Source organism: Sphingomonas adhaesiva, from assembly GCF_036946305.1.
Classification (GTDB): domain Bacteria; phylum Pseudomonadota; class Alphaproteobacteria; order Sphingomonadales; family Sphingomonadaceae; genus Sphingomonas; species Sphingomonas adhaesiva_B.
The window spans coordinates 43,544-62,124 of record NZ_JAQIJJ010000008.1 but is presented as its reverse complement, the minus strand read 5'-3'; the positions used below and the strand labels follow the sequence as shown (position 1 = coordinate 62,124).

General features: G+C 69.0%; 17 protein-coding genes. 7 read left to right on the top strand and 10 right to left on the bottom strand.

The window, feature by feature from the left end:
• Positions 1-37: 37 nt before the first annotated feature.
• The 6 genes from PGN14_RS13850 to PGN14_RS13825 all read right to left on the bottom strand — a co-directional run bounded on the left by PGN14_RS13850 (position 38) and on the right by PGN14_RS13825 (position 8,255).
• Positions 38-1,210: a mandelate racemase/muconate lactonizing enzyme family protein gene (locus tag PGN14_RS13850; protein ID WP_335300173.1), complete on the bottom strand. Its 1,173-nt coding sequence runs from the start codon at positions 1,208-1,210 to the stop codon at positions 38-40.
• Positions 1,211-1,233: 23 nt separating this feature from the next.
• On the bottom strand, positions 1,234-1,923 hold the full coding sequence (locus PGN14_RS13845) for an SDR family NAD(P)-dependent oxidoreductase (RefSeq protein WP_335300172.1): 690 nt from the start codon (positions 1,921-1,923) through the stop codon (positions 1,234-1,236).
• Positions 1,924-1,926: 3 nt separating this feature from the next.
• Entirely contained in the window at positions 1,927-2,871 is a 945-nt protein-coding gene (locus tag PGN14_RS13840; protein ID WP_335300171.1) for a dihydrodipicolinate synthase family protein, read from the bottom strand.
• 22 nt (positions 2,872-2,893) lie between these two features.
• Positions 2,894-3,703, bottom strand: a complete 810-nt coding sequence (locus tag PGN14_RS13835; protein ID WP_335300170.1) for an IclR family transcriptional regulator — start codon at positions 3,701-3,703, stop codon at positions 2,894-2,896.
• An 80-nt stretch (positions 3,704-3,783) separates the two neighbouring features.
• Positions 3,784-5,337 (bottom strand): alpha/beta hydrolase-fold protein, encoded by a 1,554-nt coding sequence (locus PGN14_RS13830; protein ID WP_335300169.1) that lies wholly within the window; start codon positions 5,335-5,337, stop codon positions 3,784-3,786.
• A complete protein-coding gene (locus tag PGN14_RS13825) occupies positions 5,334-8,255 on the bottom strand; it encodes a TonB-dependent receptor domain-containing protein (protein ID WP_335300168.1) in 2,922 nt (973 codons plus the stop codon). The genes PGN14_RS13830 and PGN14_RS13825 overlap by 4 nt, the downstream gene beginning before the upstream one ends.
• Positions 8,256-8,549: 294 nt before the next feature.
• Here PGN14_RS13825 and PGN14_RS13820 point away from each other — a divergent pair, with 294 nt between their 5' ends.
• The 3 genes from PGN14_RS13820 to PGN14_RS13810 are packed head-to-tail and all read left to right on the top strand — an operon-like array spanning position 8,550 to position 10,089.
• Positions 8,550-9,179 (top strand): TetR/AcrR family transcriptional regulator, encoded by a 630-nt coding sequence (locus tag PGN14_RS13820; protein WP_335300167.1) that lies wholly within the window; start codon positions 8,550-8,552, stop codon positions 9,177-9,179.
• Between the two features lie 10 nt (positions 9,180-9,189).
• Positions 9,190-9,474 (top strand): YciI family protein, encoded by a 285-nt coding sequence (locus tag PGN14_RS13815; protein WP_335300166.1) that lies wholly within the window; start codon positions 9,190-9,192, stop codon positions 9,472-9,474.
• Positions 9,475-9,477: 3 nt separating this feature from the next.
• Complete coding sequence (locus PGN14_RS13810; protein WP_335300165.1) at positions 9,478-10,089, top strand: DNA-3-methyladenine glycosylase I; 612 nt, start codon at positions 9,478-9,480, stop codon at positions 10,087-10,089.
• 18 nt (positions 10,090-10,107) lie between these two features.
• On the opposite strand, the gene PGN14_RS13805 is transcribed toward PGN14_RS13810, so the two are convergent.
• Positions 10,108-10,509: a helix-turn-helix domain-containing protein gene (locus PGN14_RS13805; protein WP_335300164.1), complete on the bottom strand. Its 402-nt coding sequence runs from the start codon at positions 10,507-10,509 to the stop codon at positions 10,108-10,110.
• A gap of 30 nt (positions 10,510-10,539) precedes the next feature.
• On the opposite strand from PGN14_RS13805, the gene PGN14_RS13800 reads away from it, so the two are divergent.
• From PGN14_RS13800 to PGN14_RS13790, 3 genes are all read left to right on the top strand, one after another.
• A complete protein-coding gene (locus PGN14_RS13800; RefSeq protein ID WP_335300163.1) occupies positions 10,540-11,415 on the top strand; it encodes a class I SAM-dependent methyltransferase in 876 nt (291 codons plus the stop codon).
• Positions 11,416-11,452: 37 nt separating this feature from the next.
• On the top strand, positions 11,453-12,187 hold the full coding sequence (locus PGN14_RS13795) for a class I SAM-dependent DNA methyltransferase (protein WP_335300162.1): 735 nt from the start codon (positions 11,453-11,455) through the stop codon (positions 12,185-12,187).
• Positions 12,188-12,265: 78 nt separating this feature from the next.
• Positions 12,266-12,964 (top strand): glutathione S-transferase, encoded by a 699-nt coding sequence (locus tag PGN14_RS13790; protein WP_335300161.1) that lies wholly within the window; start codon positions 12,266-12,268, stop codon positions 12,962-12,964.
• Between the two features lie 20 nt (positions 12,965-12,984).
• Here PGN14_RS13790 and PGN14_RS13785 read toward each other — a convergent pair whose 3' ends face one another.
• The 3 genes from PGN14_RS13785 to PGN14_RS13775 all read right to left on the bottom strand — a co-directional run bounded on the left by PGN14_RS13785 (position 12,985) and on the right by PGN14_RS13775 (position 15,964).
• On the bottom strand, positions 12,985-13,335 hold the full coding sequence (locus tag PGN14_RS13785; protein WP_335300160.1) for a DUF3147 family protein: 351 nt from the start codon (positions 13,333-13,335) through the stop codon (positions 12,985-12,987).
• 56 nt (positions 13,336-13,391) lie between these two features.
• Positions 13,392-13,667 (bottom strand): metal/formaldehyde-sensitive transcriptional repressor, encoded by a 276-nt coding sequence (locus PGN14_RS13780; RefSeq protein WP_335300159.1) that lies wholly within the window; start codon positions 13,665-13,667, stop codon positions 13,392-13,394.
• A 113-nt stretch (positions 13,668-13,780) separates the two neighbouring features.
• Complete coding sequence (locus PGN14_RS13775; RefSeq protein WP_335300158.1) at positions 13,781-15,964, bottom strand: TonB-dependent receptor; 2,184 nt, start codon at positions 15,962-15,964, stop codon at positions 13,781-13,783.
• Positions 15,965-16,076: 112 nt separating this feature from the next.
• Here PGN14_RS13775 and PGN14_RS13770 point away from each other — a divergent pair, with 112 nt between their 5' ends.
• Positions 16,077-18,542, top strand: a complete 2,466-nt coding sequence (locus tag PGN14_RS13770) for a sulfite reductase flavoprotein subunit alpha (protein WP_335300157.1) — start codon at positions 16,077-16,079, stop codon at positions 18,540-18,542.
• Positions 18,543-18,581: the final 39 nt, after the last annotated feature.

Here is an 18,581-nt window from a genome sequence, read left to right as displayed (position 1 = left end):
GGGTGCATCGCCCGCCCCTCTCACCGGAATGTCCACGTCATTGGGCGAGCGCGCGCATCTCCGCGATCAGGTCGCCCTTCCCCTCGAACCCGATGCCGGGGATGTCGGGCATGACGATATGCCCGTCCTCCACCCGCACGCTGTCGGGGAAGCCACCATAGGGCTGGAAGAGGTCGGGGTAGCTTTCGTTGCCGCCCAGCCCCAGCCCGGCCGCGATGTTGAGCGACATCTGGTGCCCGCCGTGCGGAATGCAGCGCGACGGCGACCAGCCGGCCTCCGCCAGCGCGTCGAGCGTGCGCATATATTCGACCAGGCCATAGGACAAAGCGCAGTCGAACTGCAGCCAGTCGCGGTCGGGCCGCATCCCGCCATAGCGCAGCAGGTTGCGCGCATCCTGATGGCTGAACAGATTCTCGCCCGTCGCCATCGGCCCGGGATAGAATTCGGCCAGCGCGGCCTGCAGCTTGTAGTCGAGCGGATCGCCCGCTTCCTCGTACCAGAACAGCGGATAGTCGCGCAGCGCCTTGGCATAATCGATCGCGGTCAGCGTATCGAAGCGGCCATTGGCATCGACCGCGAGCTGCGCATCGCCGTCGATCTCCTTCAGCACGCTTTCGATGCGGCGGCGGTCGACCGACAGGCTCTCACCACCGATCTTCATCTTCACGACATTGTAGCCGCGGTCGATATAGCCGCGCATCTCGGCGCGCAGCGCATCGTCGTCCTTGCCCGGATAATAGTAACCGCCGGCGGCATAGACGAAGACGCGCGGGTTCGCCTCGCGCCCGCTGCGTTCCGCCAGCAGGCGGAACAGTGGCTTGCCCGCGATCTTCGCGACCGCATCCCATACCGCCATGTCGATCGTACCGACCGCGACCGAACGCTCGCCGTGGCCGCCGGGCTTTTCATTGGTCATCAGCGTCGACCAGATGCGGTGCGGATCGAAATTCTCGCCCGTCTCGTCCAGCAGGGTGGCGGGATCGGCTTCCTTCAGCCGGTCGGCGAAGCGCTCGCGGATCAGCCCGCCCTGGCCGTAGCGACCGTTGGAGTTGAAGCCATAGCCGACGACGCGACGCCCGTCGCGCTCGACATTGGTGACCACCGCGACGAGGCTGGCGGTCATCTTGCTGAAATCGATGTACGCATTGCGGATCGGCGAGGCGATCGGCTTCGTCACTTCGACGATATCGACGATACGGGGTGAGGTCACAATCGTTCCTTTTAGGCGCGGCGTCAGAGCGAGGCGCCACCGCAGATGAGGAGTTGCTGTCCGGTGATCGCGCCGGCATCGGGCGACAGCAGGAAGGCGGCGTAGGCGGCCACCTCCGCCGGCTCGACATAGCGGCCGATCGGGGGCAGCACGGGCGGCACGGCGGCGCGATCCGCGCGTGCGAGCAGCGGCGTCGCGGTCGCGGCGGGCGCGATCACATTGGCGGTGATGCCGCGCGGCGCCAACTCGATCGCCCAGGAGCGGATCAGGCCGACCATCGCCGCCTTGACCGCGGCATATTGGCTCTTGCCCGCCGCGCCCGCGCTGGTGCGACTGCCGATCGCGACGATGCGACCGCCGCCGTCCATCGCCGGAACGATCGCCTGCGCCATCGCGGTCAGCGCGGCGACGTGGAGCGCCCACATCGTCGCGCCGTCGGCGGGGTCGAGCGTCTCCAGCGTGCCGGTGCGCATCACCCCGGCGGCATGGACCAGCGCCACCGCGCCAACGTGAGGCGCCAGCGCCGCGGGGATCGCGGCGATATCGGCGAGGTCGAGCGTCACCTGTGCCGCCAGATGCGCGGCATCGTCGATGCGCGCGCGATCGACGCCGACCACGCGCCACCCGTCCGCCGCCAGCCGGTGTGCGATCGCCGCGCCGATGCCGCTGGCGGTGCCGGTGACGATCGCGGTGCGGGGAGGACGGGCGGCCATGGCTCAGGCCGCGACGCGCGGCGTCAGCCCGGCGCGGGCCACGGCGGCGTCGATGCGCGCCAGTTCCTCGGCCGACGGCGGCACCGTCGGCGGGCGGACGGTGGCGCGGTCGATCAGCCCGGCGGCCGCCATCGCCGCCTTCATGCAGGCATGCGCCTCGCCGGTCGGCTCGCCCGCGCCATAGACCGCATCCTTCAGCGGATCGATGATCGCCTGGATGCGCATCGCCTCGTTCAGGTCGCCGCGCCACACCGCCTGCAACAGGTCGTTGATGAGCCCGGGGATGAAGGACGCGAAACCGACCAGCGCGCCGTCGACGCCCTGCACCATCGAGGCGAGCAGATATTCGTCGTGGCAGGTCAGCAGCGCCTTGTCCGGCGCGGCGGCGCGGATCGCCTTCAGGTCGCGCGCATATTTGTTCATCTCGCGCGTGCCGATCTTGAAGGCGTGGACATGGTCCATCTGCGCCAGCCGGGCGAGCAAGGCGGAGGAGAAGCTGGCCTTCGTCCAGGCCGGATAGACGTGCACCACCAGCGGCAGCCCCGCGCCCTCGCCGATCGCGGTGAAATAGTCGATGACGTGATCGTCGCGGAAGCCGAAGCGCAGCCAGTGGTGCGGCGGCATCACGTCCAGCGCGGAGGCCCCCGCCTCGCGCGCGGCCTGCGCCTGTGCGACCGCGTCGCGAATGCCCTCGCACACGATCGAGGAGATCACCGGCACCTTGCCCGCGACCGCTTCGGCGGTGATGCGCGTCACCTCGGTACGCTCCTCCGGCGTCAGCGAGAAGACCTCGCCGGTGTGGCCGTTGGTCATCAGTCCCTTGATGCCGGGCTGCTCGGCGAGCCACCGGGCGAGGCGGGTCAGGCCGGGGGCGTCGATGCCGTGATCCTCGCGGAAGGGGACGGCGATCGCGGGAATCAGTCCCTTGAGATCGAGCTGGTTGTGCACTGGGTAAAGTCTCCGTGGTGGTTCAGGTCTGACCGGTGAAGGGATGGGCAGCGGTGCCGCCGGCGGCACGGACGGCGAGCGACAGCCGGCGCGCGGCGTCGCGGGTCGGCCCGCTCGCCTCGGCGACGAAATCCTCGACGCTCTGGCCGAAGCTGGGTGCCGCGACGCTCAGCGCCGCGATCGGCACGTCGTCGACGTCGGTGATCGGGGCGGCGAGCACACGCAGCCCGGTGACCGTCTCCTGATCGGACACGGCGAAGCCGTCGCGGCGCACCTTGGCGATTTCCTGCAACAGGCGATCGATGTCGACGATCGTGTGATCGGTCAGGCGCGACGGCGGATTGGCGGTCAGGATGGCGCGTTCGTCGTCGATCGGCAAATGCGCCAGGATCGCGCGACCCAGCGCGGAGGAGAAAGCGGGAACGCGGTTGCCGACGCGCACGTCGACCGCCAGCCGCTGCAACCCCGCCTGGATCCGCTCGACATAGACGACCTCATGCCCGTCCAGCACGCCGATCGACGCTGCCTCGATCCGGTCGCCGACCAGCCCGCGTAGCAGCGGACGCCCCAGGCTGCGGATGTCGGACCGCGCGATCGCGTTGAAGCCCAGTTCGAGGCATTTGAACGTCAGGCGAAAGCGCCGCGTCTCGGGCACCTTCTCCACGAAGCCGAGCCCGACCAGCGTGTTGAGCATGCGGAACGCGGTGGCATTGTCGACGCCCGCGGCGCGCGCGACATCGGCGAGCACCATCTCGCTGGCGTCGGGGGTGAAGCTCTGGAGGACGGCGAATGCCTTCGCCACCGATTTCACGATATTCTTGTCTTCGCTCACGCACGGCTCCCTGTCGATCCGGCGCGCGCGGGGGCGCGGCGCCGGCTGTCCGGGCACGAGCATAAGGGATGCGGCGGAAATCACCGCCGATGGCTTTCGAAGAAGTCGAAGATTTTCGGCATGGCGATGTCGAAGCCGCTGGCATGCGTGCCACCGGGCACGACCAGCAGCTGCGGTTCGACGCCGCCGGCCTTCAGCACGGCGACCGAGGCGCGGACGCGATCGGCCATGCCGAGTTCGTCCTTCTCCCCCACGACCGCCAGGATCGGCAGCTTCGACAAGCCCGCGACATCGGCCGCGGTGACCCCGCCATAGGCGGCGGGCGCGATCGCGGCCCAGCGATCGGGATGATGGCCGCCGATCCACCACGTACCCGCCCCACCCATCGAATTGCCGGTCAGATAGGTACGCGCGGGATCGGTGCCATATTCCGCCGCGATCAGATCGGCGACGGCGAGCACGTCCTGCTCGCTGCGGCGCCGGCGCATGGCATCGTCGCCGATCACGACGTTCAGCCCGCGTTCGGAGCCGTAACCGCTGTTGATGCGATAGCCGAGCGGCGCGACGACGATCATGCCGTGCTGCTCCGCCAGCGCCTGCATCCGCGCATCGGCACGCCCCAGCATGTTACGCTCGTCCAGATTGGCGCCGTGCAGCGCGACCACCAGCGGCCAGGCGCGACCCGGTGTCCACGCTTTCGGCACGTAGAGCTGATAGGGGACGAGTTCGCCGGTGTCCGCGAAGCGATAGGCGCGATCCTGCAACCCGGTGGCGCGCGCGACCGGGTCGCGCCCCTGTTCCAGCGCGGTGACGATCGCGTCCGACCGCGTCATCGCGGCGGCGAAGTCGTAGGCGATCACCTCACGCGTGCCGGCGTTGATCGCCTCGGCCAGCGCATAGGGATATTCCGCGGTCTGCCGTGCCGCCTCGTGGCCGGCGATCCGCGCCAGCCGCGTGCGCACGCGGGCATGACGCGCGGCGAGGTCGCGCACCAGATAGACCGGCGCGGCCGCCTCGCTGACCGCACCCGATGCGGTGCGGAACGTGGCCAGCAGGATATAGACGCCGTCCTCCACGCCGGTCAGCGCGACGCCGGGTCGTGCCGGCAGCGCGCCGACGCTGCCCGACGCGAGGCGCCGCACCAGCGCGCCGCGCCTGGGCGTGGCCGACGACGTCGGCTCGGCGCGCAGCAGGTCGATCGTGTAGCGCGCGGGCTTCGCACCGGAGGTCGGGTAGAGCGCGGCGATCGTCACCGTCTGGCGTCCGCCGTCCAGCACCGCGCGCTCGGGCCGGATCGACAGGCTGTCGACCAGCGCGGTGTCGGGGCTCCAGGCCTGCCCCTGCAACACCGCGGCCGCCTCCGTCAGCAGGCGACGCGCGGTCGGCTCGTCCTTGCCCTTCGCCTCGGCGACCAGCGCCTCGGCGCGGGTGCGCGCAGCCGGCGGCGCGTCGCGACCCAGGATCGCGACCGCCTGTTCAAGCACCATCAGCGTCGGGCGGAACGCCAGCCGCCAGACCGTGTTGGCGCGCATCTCCTTCGCGCGCGCCGCGCTTTCATAGTCCGACAGCACAGTCTGCGCCGCGAGCGGGGCGGCCGGCACCGCGGCCAGCGCGAGGGCGAGTGCCAGCCTCACAGCCCGAACCTCAGCCCGACCTTATAGGTGCGTCCGACATAATCATACGGGTTGCCGCCCAGGTTGATCGCCGCGATCGCATAATCCGGCGGATGCGTGTCGAGCAGGTTGGCGACATTGCCGAACAGCTGCATCTTGCTGCCCATCATCTCGAAGCCGTAGGCGAGGTTCAGGTTGAAGAAGGCCTGCCCTGCGAACGTATTCTTGTTGATGCTGTTGGCCGCCGCGGGATCGTAGCCGGCCTCGCCCGGCCCCCTGTACAGCGGCGAATATTTGATGTTCGAGAAGGCGCGCATCTGCAACCCGACCGTGACGGGTTCCAGCCGGTAGTTGAGGAACGCCGACACCACCCATTTGGGCGCGCCCGCCTGATAGCCGGCATTGTCCAGCGTGACCCCGGTCGGGCCGGCGACATCGGTGCTCTTGAGATGCGCCAGATAGGTGGCGAAGACGGTGGCGTCGATCGTGCCCGGCAGGCCGATGCCGGCGAGGTCGCGGCGATAGCCCGCCTCGATATCCAGCCCGTCGGTCTCCAGGAACGACTGGTTGAACGGCCGCACGAAGATGTTGGCGATGCCGAACGCCGAATTGTCGAAGGTGATCGCGGAACAATACAGGGTGCTGCCCTGGAAGCAGCGTTGCAGGATGTCGGTCGCCGACACCGATGCGATCACGTCGCGCACCTTGATCTTGTAATAGTCGACCGAGAAGCGGAACCCTCTCAACCCGCCGCGCCCTTCGAAGGTCACGCCGGCGGACGTGGTGTCGGCCTTCTCCGGCCGCAGCGCCGGATTGCCGACCGTCTGCGTCGGAAGCCGTGCCGACTGGCCATTGAACGGATTGAAGAAGGAACCGGTGGCCGAGATGCCGCCGATCGAGAACAGCTCCGACAGCGAGGGCGCGCGGATATCGCGCGAGCGGGTGCCGCGGAAGCGCAGGCCATCCACCGGCTCCCAGGTGCCGCCGACCTTCCACGTCGTCACCGCGCCGCTGACGCGATAGTCGGTGCGGCGGATCGCGCCGTTCAGTCCGAGCGAGCGAAACGCGGTGACGTCGCGCAGCAGCGGCAGGTCGATCTCGCCATAGACCTCCTTCACCTGGTTGCTGCCGGCGTAGGACTTGTTGTTGCCCGACGAATAGAGGCCGCGCTCCTGCAACGCGTCCGCGCGCTGGTCGAGCGAGTCCCAGCGGACCTCCCCGCCGACCGCGATCGCCGCCGCGCCGCCGGGCAGCTGGAACAACGGACCGGTCAGGTTCACCGCCACGTCGTGGCGGCGCATGATGACGTCGGTATATTCGATGCCCGAGATATAGTCACGCGCCGCAGCGGACGCGTTGCCGGCGCCGAACGGGTTGAACGGCGTACAGCCGGACAGGACGTTGCCGGGCTGGACCGTGTTGGTCAGCCGGTTCGCCGCGAAATTGGGATTGCTGGACACGGGACCGCAGACGATGTTGCCGCTGGCGTCACGCACCGCATAAGCGGCGGCGAACAGGTTCGCCTCGCGCGTGCCGAACACCTTTGAATCGATCGTCGAGCGCCCGAACGAATAGGACGCGTCCCATTTGAACCCGCCGAACACCGAACCCTTGAGCCCGGTCGCCAGCTGGAACGTCGAATAGGTGTTGTCCGCCGAGGTGCCGAGCCATTCGGTATCGACACGGCCCATGTTGAACGACGCGATGTTATTCGCCGTCATCAGGTCGCGGGTGCCCTGTGGCAGATAGGGGTTGCTCGCCAGGATCGTCAGCGTCGGAGTCTGGTGATATTGCGAGTAGGTGAAGACGTTGCTGCGCGCATAGCCGACCTCGAAGAAGGCGGTGGTGTCCGCCCCGATGTCGCCGGTGGCGCGCGTCATCGCGGTGAATTGCTCCAGCGGCTGCTTCAGGTTCCACTGCGCGATCGGGGTGGCGACCGGGTTGCTCGACGAATTGATCATCAGATTGCCGAAGACCGGCCCGCGCACGAGGCGATAGGTGCTGCCGTCCGGCGCGAAGGCGAGCTGGTTGAGCGCGGTGGAGGCGGTGCCGGCGGTGGTCGTCGCACCGTTGATGACGCCGCCCAGCGTCTGGGTCGCATATTCGACGCCATTGGCCCAGCCGAACGCGGGCGTACCCGCCGGACGGTTCGCACCGAAGGAGATCGGATTGCCCGAATTGCCGGCCTCGACAGCGCTCCAGTCGCGGCTGTAGATGTTCCCGACGCCGTTGTTCTTGTTATAGTCGGCGCCGAAGACGAGGCGGAAGCCACCATCGGCACCGCCCGTCAGGCCGAAGGCGATGTTGGCGCCGAATTCCTTATTGTCGCCATGGTCGGAGATGCCGCCCAGCACCTGCCCCTGGATCTTGTCGATCCGGTCGGCCAGCACGAAATTGGCGACGCCCGCCACCGCGTCGGAGCCATAGGCCGCCGATGCGCCGCCCGTGACCACCTCCAGCCGCTGGATCAGCCCGACCGGGATGATGCTGGTGCTGGTCGTGCCCTGCGGATTGGTGGGCACGGGACGGCGCCCGTCGATCAGCAGCAGCGTGCGCTGGCTGCCGAGACCGCGCAGGTTGGTGAGGCTCTGCCCGGTCGAGATCGACCCGGCGTTGCGCTGCACCTGATTGGGTCCGGAGGACGAGCGGAAGGCGGGAAGCTGCGCGATGATGTCGTCGACCGCCGAGGGCGCCACCTGCTGCATCTTGCTGGCGTCGAGGACGGTCAGCGGCGTGGGCGATTGCGACCCGGCGTTCTGGATGCGCGATCCGGTGACGATGATGTCCTGCTCCGCGGCCTGCTGCGTCGTGGTGGCCGAATCGTCCACCGGCGGGGTCGGGGAGATGACGGACTGTGCCCAGGCGGCCGGTGTGCAGACGATCGGTATGCCGATGACCGCGATTCGGCTGACCGTACCCAACAGACGCTTCCCCATCATCCCTCCTATGTTCGCATTGCGAACTTTTATTTGCATTACGAATATTGGATTTCTGGAGGTGCGTCAAGCGGCGCGTTGATCGAGCATCGAGGCGATGCTGTATCGTTCTGAAATCGCCTGCTTATCCAAAAGGCCTCGCGATCAGCATTGCCGAGCGATGCGCGGGCACCAACAGCGAGCGACCGGACGCACCGGGCCACTCTTGATCCTCTAGGACATTTGCCCTAATCAATAGGGCAAACGTCCTAGAGACTGTCCGGACAGTCGACGGCGCATCGTGACGGGAGGCGGAGGATGGGCGCGAACGATACACGCCGGCATATCGTGGATGTCGCCGACCGGCTCTTCTATGCGCGCGGCTATGCGGCGACGTCGTTCGCCGACATCGCTGGAGAGGCCGGGCTGTCGCGCGGCAACTTCTATTATCATTTCAGGACCAAGGACGAGATCCTGGACGCGGTGATCGAGCATCGGCGCGCGCAGACCAGCGCGATGCTGGACGGGTGGGAGAGCGAGGCGCAAACCCCCGTCGACCGGATTCGCCGCTTCATCCACCTGCTGGTCGCGAACGGCGCCGCGATCATGGCGCATGGTTGCCCGGTCGGCACATTGTGCAACGAGCTGGCGAAGCGCGACCATGCCGCCAGGGACGATGCCGCCGGGCTGTTCGCGCTGTTCCGCGACTGGCTTGCCCGGCAGTTCGCCGCGCTGGGTCATGCCGCGGAGGCGGATGCGCTGGCGCTCCACCTGCTGATGCGTAGCCAGGGCGTCGCCACGCTCGCCACCGCGCTGCGCGACGCGGCGTTCGTGCGCCGCGAGGTCGCGGACATGGAGGCGTGGCTGCTGGCCCGATGCCCGCCCGCCCCGTCTCCCCTCGACCCGACTCCCCTCGACCCGTCCCCCTCGCCCCGCCCGACCGCCTGAAGGAGCCGCCATGTTCGTCATCATCCTCCGCTTCGCCGACAAGACGAAGGCCGCGTCGCTGATCGACGCGCACAACGACTGGATCGACCGCGGCGTCGCCGACGGCGTGTTCCTGCTGGTCGGCAGCCTTCAACCGTCGGCGGGCGGCATGATCCTCGCGCAGGATGCGTCCCCGGCGGCGATCGCGGCGCGCGTGCAGGACGATCCCTTCGTCGCGCACGGCGTGGTCGTCGCGGAGATCCTGGCCGTCGCACCGGGGCGCACCGACGCGCGCCTCGCCTTCCTGAAGGGCTGAACGATGACCGCGACGATCCCCGGCCCGGATGGGCAGCCACGCTGCCGCTGGTGCGCGGCGGCGCCCGACTTCCTCGCCTATCACGACACCGAATGGGGCTTTCCGGTCGACGACGACCGTCGCCTGTTCGAGAAACTGTGCCTGGAGGGGTTCCAGTCGGGTCTCAGCTGGCGCACCATCCTCGCCAAACGCGAGAATTTCCGCGCGGCGTTCCACGATTTCGCCATCGATCGCATCGCCGCGTTCACCGATACGGATGTCGAACGGCTGCTTCACGACACCGGCATCGTCCGCCATCGCGGCAAGATCGCCGCCGTCGTCAACAATGCCCGGCGCGCGCAGGAACTGGTGACGCGCGAGGGATCGCTCGCCGCCTATGTCTGGCGGTTCGAGCCGGCGGCGGAGGAACGCGCCGCGCCGCAGACGGCATCGACCTCGCCGGCGTCGATCGCCTTGTCGAAGGATCTGAAGAAGCGCGGCTGGACGTTCGTGGGGCCGACCACCGTCCATGCCTTCATGCAGGCGATGGGCCTGGTCAACGACCATGTCGACGGCTGCATCATCCGCGACCGCGCCGCGGCTGCCCGGCGCGCCTTCGTGCCGCCGGGCGACTGACGTCGCGACCGCGCGCGATCACCGACGCGCACGACCGGCCGCGACCGCGCGCAACCGCTGGAAGGTGGGGCAGTCGGCATGGCGCGGCGCGGGACAATCGGCGGCGTGACGCAGGCCGTCGCGCAGCGCGGTGAGCCGGCGGATGGTGCGATCGATGCCATCCGCCTTCGCCTGAAGCATCGCACGGTCGATCGCGGGCGCGCCGTCCGGTCCCAGCATGCCGCCGATCTCCGCGAGCGAGAACCCCGCGACCCGTCCCAAGGCGATCAGCGACAGCCGGTCGAAGATGTCCGCGTCGAAGGTGCGGCGCAGGCCACGGCGCCCGATCGCCCGGATCAGCCCCCGCTCCTCGTAGAAGCGCAGCGTCGACGCCGGCACGCCGGAGCGTTTTGCCACCTCCGCGATATCGATCAGCGCCATCTTGACCTCAACCGAACTTGAAGTGGCACGATGGCGCGACTCACCCCGTCGAACAAGGATCTTGCGGTGGAACAGCGAACGTCGACCGACCCTGCGTCATGGCCCGCCCGTCGCGGCGACACCTGGGCGGAACTCCAGCCGCTGCTCGACCGGCTGTTCCTGCCGTTCGAGGAGTGGATCGCGGAGCGCGTGGCGGCGCACGGCGCCCGCGATATCCTGGATATCGGGTGCGGGGCGGGCGCGACCACGCTGGCGATCGCACGGCGGCTGGGGCCAGGCGCGCGATGCACCGGCATCGACATCTCCCCCGCCCTGACCGCGATCGCCCGGTGTCGCGCCACCGCGGCGAGGCTGGACCATGTGGAGTTCGTGACCGGCGACGCGCAGCGCCACAACTTCGGCAGGCGGCATCACGATGCCGTGGTGTCGCGCTTCGGCATCATGTTCTTCGACGATCCGGTCGTCGCCTTCGCGCGGATCGCCGGTGCGGTGCGTCCCGGCGGAACGCTGGAGTGCGCGGTCTGGCGCAGCGCCGCGGACAATCCCTTCATGGCGACGGCGGAGCGGGTGATCGCCCCGATCGCGGGCGGCGACACGCCGTCCGACCCCCATGCGCCCGGCCAGTTCGCCTTTGCCGATGCGCGACGGGTCGCCGCGATCCTGGAGGCGAGCGGCTGGACGGAGATCGACATCCAGCCGTTTGCGCTGCCCTGCACCATGACCGTGGCCGAGCTGTCGCTCTACATCCGTCGCATGGGACGGGCCGGCATGGTGCTGCCGACACTGGACGCGCCGGCGCGGCGCGATGCGGAGGCGCGGCTGGATGCCGCCTTCGCGCCGTTCGTGACGGACGGCATGGCGCGGTTCGACGCGGCGTGCTGGAGCGTCCGCGCACGCACGCCATAAGCGCCCGCCGGCTCCCCGCTCGCAACAGGAGAACGTGATGACGAATGACGTACAGCGCCACTACGACGATCTGCTCGCGGCGCATTATTCGTGGATGAGCGGGCTGCCCTTCGCGCAGAAGGTCGACGAGCAACGCGCGCTGCTGACCGAACTGGGCGTCGCGCCGACCGGCCTCGCGGTCGATCTGGGGTGCGGGCCGGGTTATCAATCCTGTGCGCTCAGCGACATCGGCGCGCGCACGGTGCTGGCCGTCGACACCAGCCGCGCGCTGCTGGACGAACTGGCGGCGGCCAAGGGCGACCGCGCGATCCGCACCGAACAGGCGGACCTGCGCGCGTTCACGACCCTGGTCGCACCGGGCAGCGCCGACGCCATCGCCTGCATGGGCGACACGCTGCCCCATCTCGACCATCGCGGCGACGTGTTCCGCCTGTTCGACGACGCGCACGATCGGCTGTGCCCCGGCGGCTGGCTGGTGCTGACGTTTCGTGATCTGTCGGCCGAGCCGCGCGGACTGGACCGCTTCCTGCCCGTCCGTGCCGACGACGACCGCATCATGCTCTGCGCGCTCGACTATGCGCCCGAGACGGTGACTGTCAGCGACCTGATCCATGTCCGCTCCCCGGAAGGCTGGACGTTGCGCAAGAGCAGCTACCGCAAGCTGCGCCTGTCGCCCGCGGACCTGACCGCCGGGCTGGAGCGGACCGGCTTTTCCGTCACGCACGATCGAGCCTGCGGCAGGATGCACGCCATCGTGGCGCGGAAGCGTTGAACCCGCCGGGTGACCGCCGGTCAGGAACGATGCGGCCATGCCGTCATTCTCTCCCCGTCACCACCGCGAGAGCCCGTCATGAGCGATTACGACCTCTATTACTGGCCGCTGCCGTTTCGCGGTCAGTTCATCCGCGCCATCCTCGCTTATGCCGGCAAGAGCTGGACCGAGCATGATGCGGACGAGAATGCCGCGCTCCTCGAACGCGATCCCGCCGAGCAACCGATCGCCTTCATGGGGCCGCCGCTGCTGATCGACGGTGAGACGAGGTGCGCGATCTCGCAGATGGCGGCGATCGCGCTGTATCTGGGCGAGCGTCTGGATCTGCTGCCGGACACCGCGGAAGGGCGGGCGCTGACCGCCAAGGTGGTGAACGACGCCAACGACGTGATCGACGAACTGACGCGGAACGGCGGCACATCGATGTGGACGCCGTCCGCATGGGAGGCGTTCGTGCCGCGGCTGCGCAAATGGATGCGCATCTTCGACGCGGTCGGCGCGCGCCATGGGCTGAGTGCCGATCGCGGCTTCCTGCTCGGCACCCCCGCGCCGGGAGTCGCCGACATCGTGACCGCGACGTTGTGGTCGACCATGGCCGACCGCTTGCCGACGATCGCGACGCTGGGAGCGGAGACGACGCCGACGATCTGGGGGCTGACCCGGCGGATCCAGGCGCTGCCCGCGCTCGACGCGCTGAAGCGGAAGAGCTTCGCCGATTACGGGGACGCCTATTGCGGCGGCGATATCGAACGATCGCTGCGCACGGTCGCCGGCTGACGCACGACGCGAACGCCGGCCTACAGCGGCAGGCCGAAGCGCGGTCCCACCCACATCATCGTCATATAGAGCGAGATGGTCAGCAGGCACCCGCCCCCCAGCCCGATCCAGAAGGGCACGCCGTGCCGCAACAGCACGGGGATGACGAGGAACATCGGCAGCGAGGGCAGGACATACCAGAATGTCGCGCTGGCATGCGCGGCCATGTTCTCCGGATCGGGGCGATCGTGCCACAGCCAGATCATTCCCAGCACCGACACCAGCGGCAACGACGCGATCAGCGCGCCAAAGCCCGGATAGCGCTTCGCCATTTCCGACGCGAGCGCGATCATGATCGCGGAGATGACCGACTTCACGGCCAGATAGCCCATCGCATTGCCTCCCGGGAAAGATCAGGTGGATCGACGCGTGATCCCGACGCGCCGCGTCACTTGGCGTAGCGGCGGATCGCCGTCATCAACGCCTCGGCGCCGTCATCGCGCTGCGACGGCGACAGATCGGCGGCGGCGACATGCTCGCGCAAATGCGCCTCGATCAATTCCTCGACCAGCCCGTTCACGGCACCGCGCACCGCGGCGACCAGATGCAGCGTCGTCGCGCAATCCTCCTCGACCGCCAGCGCCCGGTCCACGGCCTGAAGCTGTCCGACGATCCGGCGCACGCGCTTCTGCAAGGCATCGGTGTTGCTGGTGAGGTGTGACATAGAATACCCCCCTACCCTATATTGGGATGATCTTCAATCCCATTGCGAGACGACGTGGCGCACCGCGGCGGGACCGAGCCGAAGGCCTGCGCAGCCCGCTCGGTCCCCGACGATCAGAAGCGCATGTCCCATCCCAGCGTGAACGTCCGCCCGCGCCCGGCGAAGAACGCCAGATTGTCGTTCGGCAGGCGGGTGTCGCTGTTATAGTCGATGTAGAAGGCGTCGAAGATGTTCTGCGCACTCAGCGTGATCCCGCCGAACCGCGTCTGATAGCGCACGAAGGCGTCGGTCACGTCATAGCCGCCGAAATTGTTGCGCTGATCGGGGTTCGCCTTCCCGTGGAAGCTGCGCTGGAGATAGAATTGCGTCTGCACGCGCATCGTCAACGGCCCCGTAGCAAGGTCGGCGGCGAGGTTCAGGCGGTCCGGCGAGATGTTGGTGCCGTCCAGATCGGTGTCGACCACGCCATCGGGCGCCGCGGTGTCGCTGTCGTAGCGGCCGAGCAGGTGGGCATAGCCGGTCGACAGCCGCAGGCCTTCGATCGGCGTCCTGACGCCCAGGTTGATCTCCAGCCCCTGGATCTCGACCCGCTGGCGCTGCACCTGGAAGATGCCGTTGCCGAGCGCGAGCAGCACCTGGCCATTGTCGCTCGACGACCAGAAATAGGTCGCGCTCGCATCCAGCGGCCCGCGCTTCACCTCCACGCCGACCTCGCGATTGTCCGAGACGACGGGATCGATCGCGCGAAAGTTGCTCAGGTTCGTACCCTGCGTGCCGACCGCGCGCGTGATGCGCCCGATATCGGCCATCGTGAACCCCTGCGCATAGCTGGCATAGGCGCGGAGACCCGCGACCGGCTCCAGGATGGCACCGTAATTGACGAGCAGGCGGTCGAACCCGGGCTCACCGCCGGTCACGGCCACCCCGCCATAGGTCGCGACATTGCGACCGTCATAGGTCGTCGAGGCGAGCGTGTGATAATCGTCGATGCGGACCGTCACATTCTCCCACCGCACGCCGCCGGCCAGCCGCAGCACGCCGTCGAACAGCTTCAGGTTCGCCTGCGCGAACGGCGCCAGGCTGCGGAAATCGGCGGGCGGGACCCAGATCCGGTCGGTGGCGATCAGTCGCTGCTCGGTCCTGTCCCACAAGGCGTCGAAGCCGACGGTGGCGACCAACGCCTCGATACCGGGCACCGCGCGCTCGTAGCTGGCGCGCGCGCCCAGCTTGCGCGACCGGTTCTCCGACTGGTCGAACAACGTGCCGACCGGCGCGATCGCGGGATCCTGGAAGGTCGCGATCGGCGCGATCTCGCCGCCGAACGTGTCGTAGGTGCGGTTGAAGAAGAGTTGCGCGGTCAGATTGCCGCCCGCGACGTCGCTGTCGGTATAGGACAGCGACAATGCCTCGGCCCGGTTGGCGGCGGGCTTGCCCGGCGCATCACCGCGCACCGCGCTGGTCGGCACGCCGGTCACGCGGTTGCCCGCCAGCGCGATATAATCGCCGTCTCCGTTCAGCTCGTAGCGGTTGGCGATCAGGTCGAGCCGCCCGGTATCCCGCACCGCCACGCCGATGCGGGCGAACAGGTCGTAGGCGCGCGAATCCTGCGTCTCGCCCTGCGTCAGGTTGATGCCGATACGGCGATCCTGCGCGTCGAAGAACACGCCGCGCCGCTCGTAGGAGGCGCCCACCGTCACGTCGACGATGCCCGCCTTGTACTGCACCAGCCCGGCAACCTTGCCGCCGAGCGACGATGCGTCGAAGCCGTCGGCGGCGGTGCCCTGTACCAGCAGCCGCCCGGATACCCCCTCCTGCCGCGGCGCGCCGACCGTCACCTGGTTAACGATGCCGCCGGTCCCGCCGACGCCCTGCAGCGCGTTCGATCCATAGATCACCTCGACCCGGTCGATGAAGAAGCCATCGATCGTGAAACCGTCGCGGCTGCCATCGCGCAGCGGCGTCGTCTGCGGGATGCCGTTGATCGCATAGAGCGGCGATCGCCCGCGCAACGTCTCGCCCGCACCCGACAGCTTGCCCCGCGTCGGCGAGAAGCTGGGCGTCAGCACCGCGACCGCATCGGTGATGCTGCCGGAGATCGCGATCTGCTGATCCAGTGTCTGCTTGTCGATGATGTCGATCGTCAGCGGCAAGGCGTTGGGCGGCAGGACGGTCCGCGCGGCGGTGACGACGACATCCTCGCCCTCCGCCGCGGCATCGTGCTGCGCCTCGACGACCGCCTGTGCCGCGGCCGGCGATGCGAGGCCCGGCGTCATCAGCGCCACGCCGCACAGCATCATGCCCCGTATATTCCCCCGCCGCATTGTCATTCCCCCATCGAAACCATTGACCATCGTCGGCGCGCCGCCTAACGCGAATGGCTCTCATTAACAAGAGGCGGTTCCCGCTGACATGGCGCGCAATGTCCTGTTCCAACTCCACTGGTTCCTGGGCATCACCGCGGGGCTGGTCCTCGCCGTCATGGGGGTGACGGGGGCGATCATCGCGTTCGAGCCGGAGCTGCTCGCGGCGACCAATCCCGGCATCGTCACGGTCGCGCCGGCCACGGCCCGGCTGCTGTCCGGCCCCGAGCTGGTCGCGCATGTCGAGGCGCGACATCCCGGCGCGCGCATCACCCGCCTGGTGACGCAGCGCGATCCCGCGCGCGCCGCGATCGTCACCTACACGCTAGGTGCGTCGAAGGAGCGGCTGCGCAGCTACCTCGACCCCGCCACCGGTGCGATGCTGGGTGACGCCGGCGGCGCGCGCTTTTTCGAAACGGTCGAGAAACTGCATCGATGGATGGCGCTGCCGGGCGACGGCAACGGCTGGGGACGACAGATCACGGGCTTCGCCGCGCTGTCGCTGATCTATTTCGCGCTGTCTGGGCTCTATCTGCGCTGGCCGCGGCGGCCGCTCGACTGGCGCAACTGGTTCGTGCTCGACCTTCGGAAGACCGGGCGCAACCTCCATCGCGCGCTGCACGCGGTGGTCGGCGGCTGGGTGCTGGTCTTCTACCTGATCAGCGGCAGTACGGGGCTATGGTGGTCCTATGGCTGGTATCGCGACGGGGTGCAGCACCTGCTGACCTCCCCGCCGGCCGCCACCAAGGGCCATGCGGCGAAGGACGCACGCGCCGACCTGTCGCTCGCCTGGGCCGGCTTCGTCCGGGCGAGCGGCGGTCGCGCCTATGAACAGGTGACCGCGACGGTGCGCGACGGCGCCACCGTGCAGTTCCGCGGCAAGCTGCCCGGCGGACGGCACGACCGCGTGTCCGACGAGATCACGATCGACGGCACCAGCGGCGCCATGCTGTCCTCCACCCCCTATGCGCAGCGGCGCTGGGGCGAGGATATCGTCACCAGCGTCTATGAGCTTCATCGCGGCGCCTATTTCGGGCTGCCGGGACGCATCGTGATGCTGCTCACCAGCATGACGATGCCGCTGTTCACGATCACCGGCCTCCTGCTGTACCTCGCGCGGCGGCGGCGCAAGGCGGCGCTGGCGGCGGTCGTGCGGGATGCGCCCGACACGCCGGGCGGCGCCGCGCCGACGATCGTCGCCTTCGCGTCGCAGACCGGATCGGCCGAACGGATCGCGCAGCTGACCGCACAGGCGCTGCCCGGTGCCGCCGCCGTGCCGGTCGCGGCGCTGACGCCGGAGACGCTGGCGCAGGCGACGCGCCTGTTCGTCGTCGCGAGCACCTATGGCGAGGGCGAGCCGCCCGATGCCGCGCGTGGCTTCGCGCGGACGATGTCACGCGGTGTCGCGGATCTCCCGCACCTGCGCTATGCCGTGCTGGCGCTGGGCGACCGCGAATATGCCGATTTCTGCGCCTTCGGGCATCGCATCGACGGCTGGCTGCACGCAAGCGGGGCGACGCGCCTGTTCGACCTGATCGAGATGCATGGCGACGATCCCGACGTCCAGCGCCAATGGCAGCAGCAACTGGTCGGCGTGGGTGCGCGGACCGACCAACCGGACTGGGCTCCCGCCCCGATGGACGACTGGCGGCTGGTCGAGCGCCGGCTCCTCAATCCCGGCAGCAGCGGCGGCGAGGCGTGGCACATCGCGCTGGAGCCGGTCGACGGCCGGGCCGACTGGCAGGCGGGCGACATCATCGAAATCCTGCCGGAGCACGACCCGCGGCGCGTCGAGGCCTTCCTGCGCGCCTCTCGCATGGCCGACACGCCAGAGCTTCGCGCACTGCTGGCGACGCATATCCTGCCGGACGATCCCACCGCCGGCATCGATCCGGCCGCGCTGAAGCCGCTCGCACATCGCGACTATTCGATCGCCTCGATCCCGGCGTCGGGTCGGGTCGAGCTGATCGTGCGGCGATGCGACGCGGCCGACGGCTTCCCCGGCCTGGGATCGGGCTGGCTGACCGGCGGGGCGCCGATGGGCGGGATCGTGCGGGCGCGGACCCGCCGCAATCCATCGTTCCACGCCCCGGCCGACCCCGCCACCCCGCTGATCCTGATCGGCAACGGCACCGGCCTCGCCGGGCTGCTCGCACACCTTCGCCATCGCGCGGCGCAGGGCGGCGGCCCGGCGTGGCTGTTCTGGGGCGAACGTCACCCCGACCATGACGATTATCACGCCGCCGAACGCCATGCCCACGCCGCGCGCGGGACGCTGGTGCGGTCCATGACCGCCTGGTCCCGGCTGGGATGCGGACCGCGCTATGTCCAGGACGCGCTGGCCGCCTCGGCCGACGCCGTCGCCGGTGCCGTCGCGTTGGGCGCGGCGATCTACGTCTGCGGCAGCATGGACGGAATGGCGGTCGGCGTGCAGCAGGTCCTGACCGCGGCGCTGGGGGACGATACGCTGGAGGCCATGCTGGGCGATGGCCGGTATCGGCGCGACATCTACTGACGGCACTGCGCCGTTGCGACCCAAATCAGCGGGAGCGGC

Bases quoted from the DNA above. Each gene is read 5' to 3' on its own strand.
- PGN14_RS13775 (WP_335300158.1), bottom strand. From the start codon at position 15,964: ATGATGCTGTGCGGCGTGGCGCTGATGACGCCGGGCCTCGCATCGCCG.
- PGN14_RS13805 (WP_335300164.1), bottom strand. From the start codon at position 10,509: ATGGCGCTGATCGATATCGCGGAGGTGGCAAAACGCTCCGGCGTGCCG.
- PGN14_RS13820 (WP_335300167.1), top strand. From the start codon at position 8,550: ATGGGCGCGAACGATACACGCCGGCATATCGTGGATGTCGCCGACCGG.
- PGN14_RS13800 (WP_335300163.1), top strand. From the start codon at position 10,540: ATGGCGCGACTCACCCCGTCGAACAAGGATCTTGCGGTGGAACAGCGA.
- PGN14_RS13815 (WP_335300166.1), top strand. From the start codon at position 9,190: ATGTTCGTCATCATCCTCCGCTTCGCCGACAAGACGAAGGCCGCGTCG.
- PGN14_RS13795 (WP_335300162.1), top strand. From the start codon at position 11,453: ATGACGAATGACGTACAGCGCCACTACGACGATCTGCTCGCGGCGCAT.
- PGN14_RS13780 (WP_335300159.1), bottom strand. From the start codon at position 13,667: ATGTCACACCTCACCAGCAACACCGATGCCTTGCAGAAGCGCGTGCGC.
- PGN14_RS13825 (WP_335300168.1), bottom strand. From the start codon at position 8,255: ATGATGGGGAAGCGTCTGTTGGGTACGGTCAGCCGAATCGCGGTCATC.
- PGN14_RS13790 (WP_335300161.1), top strand. From the start codon at position 12,266: ATGAGCGATTACGACCTCTATTACTGGCCGCTGCCGTTTCGCGGTCAG.
- PGN14_RS13770 (WP_335300157.1), top strand. From the start codon at position 16,077: ATGGCGCGCAATGTCCTGTTCCAACTCCACTGGTTCCTGGGCATCACC.
- PGN14_RS13785 (WP_335300160.1), bottom strand. From the start codon at position 13,335: ATGGGCTATCTGGCCGTGAAGTCGGTCATCTCCGCGATCATGATCGCG.
- PGN14_RS13810 (WP_335300165.1), top strand. From the start codon at position 9,478: ATGACCGCGACGATCCCCGGCCCGGATGGGCAGCCACGCTGCCGCTGG.
- PGN14_RS13845 (WP_335300172.1), bottom strand. From the start codon at position 1,923: ATGGCCGCCCGTCCTCCCCGCACCGCGATCGTCACCGGCACCGCCAGC.